Genomic DNA, 10628 nt, shown 5'->3' with positions numbered 1-10628 from the left:
CCCGCAGCCGCCGCTCGGAGTCCTCGATCTTCACGACCTCGCCGCTGAGGGTGGTGCCCCGGGGGAAGGACGACACCACCGAGGGCACCAGCCAGTCAGTGGGCCCGTCGAGCAGGGCCTTCACCGCGGACGTGACCGGCTCCACCCGCTGCCGCAGGTACACCGGGTCGGGAACGAGGATGTTCGGACCCTGGTCCGGGCCGGGAGCGGCGTAGTAGTACATGTTGACCGAGTCGTACATCCGCTCGAAGTCGGCCTTGCCCAGTACCAACCCGTCGGGCAGTTCGTCGATGCGCCACTGGCTCTTCTCCTTGATCAGGGAGAAGGCCACGTTGTGTTCGCCCTGGCGTGCCCGGTAGGTGTGGTGCCGGTCCACCCAGGCGGCGCGCTGCCCTGCGAGATCGACCTCGGTGCGACTGCCGAGGTGCTCCTGCCGCCGGGCCGGGGACACCAGCGTCGGGCTGCTGGCCAGCACGGTGATCCCGGCCCCCGGGTCCCACTCCCGGCGCTGCTTCTTGGTCAGGTAGAGCCGGGCGGTGTCGAAGTCGCCCTCGTCGCTGGTGATCGCCTCCAGGAAGCCGCGGACCACCTGGATCGCCGAGTCGCCCTTCTCCGGCCGGGCACCGAAGACCCGCACCTGGGAGTCGGACTCGGTGCGCGGTGGCTCACTGACCTCGTCCACCGAGCCGCTGCTCGGCATCGACGCGCACCCGGACAGCAGCACGAGCGCCGCCAGCGGCAGTGCGGCGACGGCGCGCCGAAGGTCACCGCGCATGGTGTCCGTCCTCCTGGTGATCGACTCGTCCCCGCCCGCCTGCCGCGCGGTCCGTCACGCGCGGCTCACTCATGGTCGCCCGCGCGTCCCGGAACGCCCGGTTCCTCCCGTTGCGGCCCGCCATCCGGCGCCCCGCCTTCCGGGTGCCGTTCCGGCGGTGCCGCGGAGACGGCCGTCGTGGCAGTCCTGCCGACGACCCGGCTCACCGTCGCCCCGTCGCCGTGGTCCTTGCCCGGGAGCGTCGCCGGGCCGACCGCCGGGGGCGGGCAGCCGGACCGCGGCGGCACCGGCAGCGCCCCGGAACCCTGCTGCCGCGGCACCGTGTGTACCGCCCGGGCCCCGTTCGACGGCGCCGCGTCGGGCTGCGGTCCCGTCACTCCCCCGGAGCGGGCCCTGCGGGAGTCCGCCGGCTCCAACGGCAGTGGCGAGCCGGTCAGCGCGGACCCGGCACTGACCGGCAGGGTCAGCCGGAACTGCGATCCGCCACCGGGCTCGCCCCACGCCTGGAGCCACCCGCCGTGCAGCCGCGCGTCCTCCAGCGCGATGGACAGCCCGAGGCCGGTGCCCCCGGTGGTGCGCGCCCGGGCCGGGTCGCCGCGCCAGAACCTGTTGAACACCCGGGAGGCCTCCCCCGGCTTGAGGCCCACCCCGTAGTCCCGCACCGCGACGGCCACCGCCGAGTTGTCCTGCGCCACGGCGAGGCGCACCACCACGTCCCGTCCCTCGCCGTGCTCCACCGCGTTGACCACCAGGTTCCGCAGCACCCGTTCCACCCTGCGGGGATCGGCCTCGGCGATCACCGGCAGCTCGGCCCCCTCGACCACCAGGGCGCTGCCCTTCCGCTCGGCCAGGGGTTCGGCGGCCTCGAGCACCCGGTGCACCACGTCACGCAGGTCCACCGGCTCGGCGTCCAGGGCGGCCGCCCTGGCGTCGAAACGACTGATCTCCAGCAGGTCGGACAGGAGCGACTCGAACCGGTCGAGCTGGGTGCCGAGCAGTTCCGCGGAGCGCTTGGTCACCGGGTCGAAGTCCTCCCGCGCGTCGTGCAGCACGTCGGCTGCCATCCGCACGGTGGTCAGCGGGGTGCGCAGCTCGTGCGAGACGTCGGAGACGAAACGGCGCTGCATCCGGGAGAGCTCCTCGAGCTGGAGGATCTTGGTCTGGAGGTTCTGCGCCATCTTGTTGAACGACTGTCCCAGCCGGGCGATGTCGTCCTCCCCGGTGACCTTCATCCGCTCCTGGAGGCGGCCGGCGGCCAGCCGCTCGGAGATCCGCGCCGCCATCCGCACCGGCGTCACGACCTGCCGCACCACCAGCCAGGCGATCGCGCCGAGCAGGACGACGACGAACACCCCGGCGGTGGCCAGCGTGCCCTTGACCAGGTTGAGCGTGTCCTCCTCCTGGGTGAAGGGGAAGAGGTAGTAGAGCTGGTACGGATTGTTGTTGGCGTCGCTGAGGCGCTTGCCGATGACCAGCGCCGGCTCACGCTCGGAGCTGCCGTCCCTGACGATCTCGGTGTACTGCTCGAAGACGCCCGGTCCCTCCCGGTCCAGGGTGGCCCGCAGCTCCGCCGGGATGCTCCGGTCCGGATCGACGTTCCCGGTGGTCCGTGGGCTGCGCGTGCCGGGGCTCACCTCGACGAACGGCGCCGGGTAGTCGGAGCCGAGCGCCACCACCGCGTACAGCCCCTGGCCGCCGCTGGCCAACTGCTCCACCAGGTCGTTGAGCCAGGCTCCGGAGTCGACCCGGCCGTCCTCGGTCGCACCGGCGGTCCCCGCACCGGCCTGCACACGCGCCTTCTGCGGCGCCAGGGCACGGTCCTGCGCAGCCGTGAACCCCCCCAGCGCCTGTGACTGCGCGGACTGGCGCTTGGCCTCGAGCAGCCCGTTGCGCACCTGTCCGATCACCACGACGCCGAGCAGCAGCACCACGCCCAACGACAGCAGCAACGTGGTCGCGACCACCCGGAGCTGGATGGAACGCCGGTAGGCGCTCACCGCCGCGCGCACCGGCCGGCGGGCGTGCCGGACCAGCAGGCGCAGCAGCGGCAGCGTCGCCCGTGACGACTCCACGAAGCGGGTCCGCCACAGCTCCCAGCCCCGTACTGCCCCGCGCTCCCGCGAGCGGGGCTCGTGCCCGCTCACCTCAGCCTGGTCCCGCCTTGTACCCGACACCCCGCACCGTGACCACGATCTCCGGGCGCTCCGGGTCCCTCTCCACCTTGGAGCGCAGCCGCTGCACGTGGACGTTGACCAGGCGGGTGTCCGCCGCGTGCCGGTACCCCCAGACCTGCTCCAGCAGCACCTCCCGGGTGAACACCTGCCACGGCTTGCGGGCCAGCGCGACCAGCAGGTCGAACTCCAGCGGCGTCAGCGCAATGGTCTGTCCGTCACGCTTCACCGAGTGCCCTGCGACGTCGATGACCAGGTCACCGATGGTGAGCTGCTCCGGCGTGGGTTCCTCGGCACGCCGGAGCCGGGCCCTGACCCGGGCCACCAGCTCCTTGGGCTTGAACGGCTTGATGACGTAGTCATCGGCGCCGGACTCCAGGCCCACCACCACGTCCACCGTGTCGCTCTTGGCGGTGAGCATCACGATCGGCACCCCAGACTCGGCGCGGATCTGCCGGCAGACGTCGATGCCGTCCCGACCCGGGAGCATCAGGTCCAGCAGCACCAGGTCCGGCTTGGTCTCCCGGAAGGCGGACAGGGCCTTGTCACCGTCGGCGACGAACGACGGCTCGAACCCCTCACTCTTCAGCACGATGCCGAGCATCTCGGCCAGCGCAGGGTCGTCATCGACGACCAGGACGCGTCCTTTCATAATCTCTATGGTCTCATTACCGGATCGTGACCTGCGACACAGGCCGCAAGCGATTCCCTACGCACCGAGGAAACCGCGCCCCTTTCGTCCGCGTCCACGGCATTCTCCCCTGGCGGGGCAGGGAACGACGCCCGGCGGAGCCGCGCCAGGCACGGCCAGTGACACCGTGCACCCACCGGGTACGCGGAGCCGCGACCGACGTCGACGACGCTCCCGATGCGGCATCGAATCGCACGATTGTGCGACGTGTGGGCGGGCAGGGCCCCGGCCCGCCCCGACGACCACCCGGCCCCAACAGCGCGGGCCACCGGTACCGCCGCCCCCTCCCGGAAGCTCCGGCGCAGCAGTCGGTTACCGGGGAGCGCGGCCATGACACCATGGGCGCGACGGCGTCAACAGACGCGCCGACCCCGAAGGAGCAGCAGCGATGACCGACAATCCGGGCTGGGCCTCGCCCTCCCCGTCGCCCGACGACGCCCCGGACCCTGCTGCGCCCCAGACATCCGGCTCCTCGGACACCGCACCAGACCAGGCCGGCACGGCGGGACCCGGCGGTCCCGACGAGAGCTCGATGTCGAAGTGGTCCAAGCAGCAGCCCCCGCGGGCCGACTGGACCGCCCCCGGACGGGGACCCGGCAGCGGGGCCCCGAGCGGCGGCACTCCACCACCGCCCGGCTGGGGCGCCGGCCCCCAACCGGGCCGCCCGCCCGGCTGGGGCCCCGGTGCCCCAGGCCCCGGCGGCCCGCCCGGCGCCTGGGGACAACCGGGCTGGGGAGCCCCCGGACAGTTCACCCCGAACTGGGGTCAGCCCCCGGCGGCCAAACCCGGAGTGATTCCGCTCCGCCCCCTGGGCGTGGGCGAGATCCTGGACGGCGCCGTCTCCACCATGCGCGCCCACTGGCGCACGGTGCTCGGGGTGTCCCTGGTCGTCGCGGTGATCACCCAGGCCGTCAGCACCCTGATCACCTGGGTCATGCTCAACGGCATCGACGACGACCTGGACCGGCTCCAGGACGACCCCGACCCGTCGTTCAGCGAGACCATGGACGTCTTCGGCGGCATGGCAGCCGGCGTCGGCACCGTCCAGTTGATCAGCCTGCTCGGCACCATCGTGGTGCAGGGCACGCTGACCATGGTCGTCAGTCGGTCAGTGCTGGGCCGCCCGGTCACCACCCGCGACGCCTGGGACGACGCCAAACCCCGGCTGCTGCGCCTGCTCGGCTTCACCCTGCTGATGCCGCTGATCCTGTCCGGGGTGTTCGTCGTCGCCCTGCTCCCCGGCCTGCTCGCGCTGCTGGTCACCTCCGAGGCGCTGGCCATCACCCTGTTCGTCCTCGGTGGCATCGCCGGCGTGTGCGTGGCGGTGTGGCTGTGGGTCCGCTTCAGCCTCGCCCCGCCAGCCCTGATGCTGGAGCGGCAGACCGTGCTCAAGGCCATGGCCCGATCGGCCAAGCTGGTCCGCGGCTCCTGGTGGCGGGTCTTCGGGATCATGCTGCTGACCTTCATCATCATGCTGGTCGTCTCCAGCATCGTGCAGACCCCGTTCTCCCTCGCCTCCCTCGCGGTCGACGGCGAATCGGTGGGCAGCCTGTTCAGCGGGGACGGCACCGGGGAACTCAGCCTGGGCTCACTGACCGTCACCGGTATCGGCGCGGCGCTCGGGATGACCCTGACCTTCCCGATCAGCGCCGGTGTCACCGCGCTGCTCTACATCGACCAGCGCATCCGACGCGAGGCCCTCGACCTGGAACTGGGCCGCGCCGCCAACCTCCCCGGCTACGGCGGCACCGGTCCGACCCAGCCTCCGAGCGACGCCCCCGTCCCGGGGGACCTGACACGGTGACCACGGGGCTGGCCGCCCTCGCCCCCGGGGAGGACGTACCGGTCACCATCCCCCGGGACCCCGCCCGCGAGGCCGCACGACGGGAGCTGTCGGAGCCCGTCTACCACCAGGACGACCCCAACCTCATCCAGCGCGGCATCGACTGGATCTGGGACACCATCGGCGACCTGCTCTCCGCCACCTCCGGCGCGGCCCCGGGGGGCTGGGTCGGCATCGCCGTCATCGTCCTTGTGGTGCTCCTGGCCGCTCTCGCCCTGCGGCTGCGCCTGGGCAGGCTGCGCACCCCAACCGGCGGTGAACGGGCCCTGTTCGACGAACGGCCGCTGACCGCCGCCGAACACCGGGCCGCCGCGGAACGCCACTCCGCCGCCCAGCACTGGGACGCCGCGGTGCGCGAACGGATGCGCGCCCTCGTCCGCGGCCTGGAGGAACGCACCCTGCTCGACCCACGGCCGGGGCGCACCGCGGACGAGGCCGCGACCGCGGCGGGCCGCGTCCTGCCCGAGCACGCCGCCCGCCTGCGGGCCGCCGCCCGGGCCTTCGACGACGTCTGTTACGGCGGGCGCCACGCCGGTCCCGACACGTACCAGCACCTCCGCGACCTCGACGTCGACGTGGAGAACACCAAGCCCCTCCTGCCCTCCGCACCCGGCGGTGCGGTGCGGTGAGCAGCACGCCCGGGGCCGCCCCGCAGCACCCCGCCCCGCAGCAAGCTCCCCCGGGACCGGCTCGCCCCGCACCCGGGGGGCCGGGCACCGCAGCCCCGGACACCTCGCTGGCCCCGACCGTCCGCCAGCTCTGGGCCAGGTCCCGGGGCATCCTCGTGGCGCTGCTGATCCTCCTCGTCTTCGGGTTCTCCTACGCCGTCTTCCGGTCCGGCGAGCACCACGGCCAGCTCGACCCCCGCTCACCCGACCGCTACGGCAGCCGGGCCGTGGCGCAACTCCTGGAGGACCACGGGGTCACCGTGGACGTGGTCACCACGACCGCCGACGCCGCTGCGGCGACCGGCCCCGACTCCACCCTGCTGGTCACCGACCCCGACATGCTCGACCGCCGCCAGCTCGGCGTCATCCACCAGGCCGCCGCGGACAGCGGTGGCCGGACCGTGCTGATCGCCCCGGGCCCCACCGCGGTCAGCACCCTGCTCCCGGGGGTTGACGCCACCGCCACAGCCGGCGTGGACGACCTCGCGCCCGCCTGCGACCTGCCGGAAGCCCGCAGGGCCGGCGACGCCCACCTCGGCGGCCTGCTCTACCGGCACCCGGGCGTCCCCGGTGCCACCTCGTGCTATCCCGTGCAGGGCCTCCCCTCACTGCTGCGCGTGCCCGACACCACCGGCCAGGGCGACACCGTCGTCCTCGGCACCCCCGACCCCTTCCACAACCACCGCCTCGACGACGAGGGAAACGCCTCGCTCGCCCTGCAACTCCTCGGTAGCCGCCCCCACCTCGTGTGGTACCTCCCCTCGCTCAGCGACGACTCGGTCGGCGAACCGGAGCGCCAGGACTTCTCCGACCTCCTGCCGAGCGGCTGGCGCTGGGGCGCCTGGCAACTCGCCGTCGCCGCCGTCGTCACCGCCCTGTGGCGTGCCCGCCGACTCGGCCCCGTCGTCACCGAACCACTGCCGGTCGCGGTCCGCGCCGCCGAGGCCACCGAGGGCCGCGCCCGCCTCTACCGCAGGGCCAACGCCCGCGCCCGCGCGGCCGAAGCACTCCGCCAGGCCACCCGTGCCCGGCTGGCGCCACTGGTCGGCGTGGAACCCTCCCGGGCCCAGGAACCCGACATCCTGCTCGCCGCCCTGACTGCCCACGTGGAGGCCCCGGCCCCACAAGTACGCTCCCTCCTGTACGGCCCGGCCCCCGAGGACGACTCCGCACTGGTCCGTCTCGCCGACGACCTCGACGCCCTCGAGGCTTCCCTACACGATTGGCAGGTACGCAGCCCGTGACCGCCCCCACCGCCGAGAGCGCCCGCGCCTCCCTCGAGGCCGTGCGCACCGAGATCGCCAAGGCTGTGGTCGGCCAGGACCCCGCCGTCACCGGCCTGGTCGTCGCGCTGCTCTGCCGCGGCCACGTACTCCTCGAGGGTGTACCCGGGGTCGCCAAGACCCTGCTGGTGCGCGCCTTGGCGTCCACGCTCCGGCTGGAGACCAAGCGGGTGCAGTTCACCCCGGACCTGATGCCGGGTGACGTCACCGGTTCCCTGGTCTACGACGCCCGTACCGCCGAGTTCTCCTTCCAGCCCGGCCCGGTGTTCACCAACCTCCTGCTCGCCGACGAGATCAACCGCACCCCGCCCAAGACCCAGGCGTCCCTGCTGGAAGCCATGGAGGAACGGCAGGTCTCCGTGGACGGCGTCCCTCGCCCGCTCCCCGAACCGTTCCTCGTCGCCGCCACCCAGAACCCCGTCGAGTACGAAGGCACCTATCCACTGCCGGAAGCACAACTCGACCGCTTCCTGCTGAAGCTGCTCCTCCCGTTGCCGGCCCGCGACGACGAGATCCGTGTCCTGACCCGGCACGCCGAGGGGTTCAACCCGAGGGACCTGGACGCCGCCGGGGTCAGACCCGTTGCCGGGCCCGCCGACCTCGACGCTGCCCGCGCCGCCGTCGCCGGGGTCACCGTCGCCCCCGAGATCATCGGTTACGTGGTGGACCTGTGCCGCGCCACCCGTGCTTCCCCCTCCCTCACTCTCGGTGTGTCTCCCCGGGGGGCCACCGCGCTGCTCGCCACCTCGAGGGCCTGGGCGTGGCTCACCGGACGGGACTACGTCACCCCCGACGACGTCAAGGCACTGGCCCTGCCCACGCTGCGCCACCGCGTTCAGCTACGCCCAGAGGCCGAAATGGAGGGCGTCACCACCGACTCCGTGATCACCTCGATCCTCTCCCACCTCCCGGTCCCCCGCTGATCCGCCATGGCCATCACTGGACGCACCGCCGCGCTCGCCGCGCTCGGCGCCCTGCTGGTCGGGCTGCTGATGCCCCGTTGGTTGGGAGTGTTGGTGGTTGCGGCGGTCCTGCTGGCCGGAATCCTCCTGGACCTGGCCCTGGCCGCGGCCGTGCGCCCCCTACGGCTGGACCGCACCGGCGACACCACGATCCGCCTCGGCGAGCAGGCCACGGTCAACCTCACCATCACCAACCCGGGCCGACTCCCGCTGCGCGCCCTGGTCCGTGACGCCTGGCCACCCAGTAGCTGGGCACCCGGCACCGAGGTCACGGCGTCCCGGCACCGGCTCACCGTTCCCGCCGGCGAACGACGTCGGCTCACCACCGTGCTCCGGCCCACCCGCCGGGGGGAGCGCCAGGCCCACACCGTCACCATCCGCTCGCTGGGCCCGCTGGGGCTCGCCGCACGGCAGGGCTCCCACCGGGTGCCCTGGACGGTGCGTGTCCTGCCACCGTTCACCAGCCGAAAACACCTCCCGTCCAGACTCGCCCGCCTCAGGGAGCTCGACGGCCGCACGTCGATGCTGCTCCGGGGCCAGGGCACCGAGTTCGACTCGCTGCGCGAGTACATCCCCGGCGACGACACCCGCTCCATCGACTGGCGGGCCACCGCCCGCCGCTCCGCCGTCGCCGTGCGCACCTGGCGTCCCGAGCGTGACCGACACATCCTCATCGTCCTGGACACCGGCCGGACCTCCGCCGGCCGGGTGGGTGACGCCCCACGGCTCGACGCGGCGCTGGACGCCGCTCTCCTGCTCGCCGCGCTCGCCTCCAGGGCCGGCGACCGTGTGGACCTCCTCGCCTATGACCGTCGTGTACGCGCCTCCGTCCAGGGCCGCACCGCCGCCGACCTGCTGCCGTCACTGGTCAACGCCATGGCCCGACTCGAACCACAACTGGTGGAGTCCGACGCCCGCGGGCTGGTCGCCGGGGTCCTGCAACGTGCTCCGCGCCGCTCTCTCGTTGTGCTGTTGACCGGACTGGACGCCGCCCCGGTCGAGGAAGGGCTGCTTCCTGTCCTACCCCTGCTCACCCACCGGCACGAGGTGCTCGTCGCCTCCGTCGCCGATCCGCGTCTCGACGAGATGGCCCGGGCCCGCGGGAACCTGGACGCCATCTATGAGGCCGCCGCCGCGGAACAGAGCCGGACCGAACGCCGGCACACGGCCCAACGCCTCGCCCGTCACGGCGTCACCGTCGTCGACGCACCACCGGCCACACTGCCCCCCGCGCTGGCGGATGCCTACCTTGCGCTCAAAGCTAGCGGACGCCTCTGACAACGTTGCGTACGCGGCCTATGACCTGGGGTTATCGACAGTCGAGGAGAAGGGGTCGCCACTCAACGGCCAGCCGGCGGGGCGCTCGGCCCGTGTGCCTCCACCCGGCGGGGCCTTCCTCGGGCCCGCGTCCGACGGCCCAGCCGTCACCGACCGTCCTCAGCGGGCGAGCAGTTCCAGCTCGAGTTCCTCGCGGCCGGGCTGGTGCCTCGCTGGCACGCGGGCCCCGCTGGCGGTGAACCCGAGCCGTGCGTAGAAGGCTCGGGCCCTGGGGTTGTCCTCGTGGACGTGCAGCCGCACCCGGCGAGCCTTCCAGTTCTCCCAGCACCAGGAGATCGCCGAGCGCATCAGGGGCTCCGCTGGCCCGCTCCTGCCGCGGTACCGCGGCAGGACGTACACCCCGACGAGCTCCGCCTCGGGTTCTCGCCCAGGCTCCCTCTCCTCCAGGGCGGTCACCATGCCGAGCCAGCGCCCGCCTTCCGCACCGACGGCCACGAAGGTGACGGCGTTCTCGCCCAGCTCGCTGACGCGCGCCCGACTCCGCCACTCGGCCTCGGCGAGGGCGAGGGCTTCTGCGTGGGTCGAAGTGAAGGCGATCAGGGCGAGGGGGTCGCTCAACGCCCGCAGCCGTAGGTCCCGCAGCGCCTCCCAGTCCGCGGCGGCTACCCTGCGAATGTCATAGTCCATACGTCATCGTGGCAACGACTGTTGCCGCAGCGCAACAAAAAAAGAGGGTTTTGGTTCCCTCGGGCATACACCCAAGAAAACCAAAACCCTCTTTCAAAATTTGTCCGGCGGCGTCCTACTCTCCCACAAGGTCCCCCTCGCAGTACCATCGGCGCAGTAAGGCTTAGCTACCGGATTCGGAATGTAACCGGGCGTTTCCCTCACGCAATAACCACCGAAACACACACAGACACACAACCAACACACACCCCACAAAAGGGGAACCGGTCT

Annotated in this window: 8 protein-coding genes, 1 rRNA gene and 1 pseudogene; 5 read left to right on the top strand and 5 right to left on the bottom strand. The window is 72.6% G+C overall.

Going from position 1 to position 10628, the window contains the following annotated elements:
- From A3IG_RS0125600 to mtrA, 3 genes and pseudogenes are all read right to left on the bottom strand, one after another.
- Window positions 1–775: pseudogene (locus A3IG_RS0125600) on the bottom strand (LpqB family beta-propeller domain-containing protein); the annotation flags it as partial.
- 65 nt (window positions 776–840) lie between these two features.
- A complete protein-coding gene (gene mtrB / locus A3IG_RS0125595) occupies window positions 841–2847 on the bottom strand; it encodes an MtrAB system histidine kinase MtrB (protein WP_018386442.1) in 2007 nt (668 codons plus the stop codon).
- 73 nt (window positions 2848–2920) lie between these two features.
- On the bottom strand, window positions 2921–3598 hold the full coding sequence (mtrA, locus tag A3IG_RS0125590) for an MtrAB system response regulator MtrA (RefSeq protein ID WP_018386441.1): 678 nt from the start codon (window positions 3596–3598) through the stop codon (window positions 2921–2923).
- Window positions 3599–4025: 427 nt separating this feature from the next.
- Between mtrA and A3IG_RS33960 the strand changes: the two genes are divergently transcribed.
- From A3IG_RS33960 to A3IG_RS0125565, 5 genes are read left to right on the top strand one after another with little or no spacing between them, the layout of a single operon-like run.
- Window positions 4026–5441, top strand: coding sequence for a glycerophosphoryl diester phosphodiesterase membrane domain-containing protein (locus tag A3IG_RS33960; RefSeq protein ID WP_051087635.1), 1416 nt, complete (start codon window positions 4026–4028; stop codon window positions 5439–5441).
- Complete coding sequence (locus A3IG_RS35520; RefSeq protein WP_018386439.1) at window positions 5438–6109, top strand: DUF4129 domain-containing protein; 672 nt, start codon at window positions 5438–5440, stop codon at window positions 6107–6109. Before A3IG_RS33960 ends, A3IG_RS35520 begins: the two co-directional genes overlap by 4 nt.
- Window positions 6106–7392: a DUF4350 domain-containing protein gene (locus A3IG_RS31275; protein WP_104530859.1), complete on the top strand. Its 1287-nt coding sequence runs from the start codon at window positions 6106–6108 to the stop codon at window positions 7390–7392. Before A3IG_RS35520 ends, A3IG_RS31275 begins: the two co-directional genes overlap by 4 nt.
- Window positions 7371–8354 (top strand): AAA family ATPase, encoded by a 984-nt coding sequence (locus A3IG_RS0125570; protein WP_078500941.1) that lies wholly within the window; start codon window positions 7371–7373, stop codon window positions 8352–8354. The genes A3IG_RS31275 and A3IG_RS0125570 overlap by 22 nt, the downstream gene beginning before the upstream one ends.
- A 6-nt stretch (window positions 8355–8360) precedes the next feature.
- The gene (locus A3IG_RS0125565) at window positions 8361–9671 is read left to right on the top strand and encodes a DUF58 domain-containing protein (RefSeq protein ID WP_018386436.1); all 1311 of its coding nucleotides are present in this window, start codon (window positions 8361–8363) and stop codon (window positions 9669–9671) included.
- Between the two features lie 159 nt (window positions 9672–9830).
- Here A3IG_RS0125565 and A3IG_RS0125560 read toward each other — a convergent pair whose 3' ends face one another.
- The gene (locus A3IG_RS0125560) at window positions 9831–10358 is read right to left on the bottom strand and encodes a GNAT family N-acetyltransferase (protein WP_018386435.1); all 528 of its coding nucleotides are present in this window, start codon (window positions 10356–10358) and stop codon (window positions 9831–9833) included.
- 102 nt (window positions 10359–10460) lie between these two features.
- Window positions 10461–10577 (bottom strand): 5S ribosomal RNA (gene rrf / locus A3IG_RS0125555).
- Window positions 10578–10628: the final 51 nt, after the last annotated feature.

Origin of the sequence: Wenjunlia vitaminophila DSM 41686 (assembly GCF_000380165.1) — a bacterium.
Lineage (GTDB): Bacteria > Actinomycetota > Actinomycetes > Streptomycetales > Streptomycetaceae > Wenjunlia > Wenjunlia vitaminophila.
This window is presented reverse-complemented; position numbering and strand designations above follow the sequence as displayed.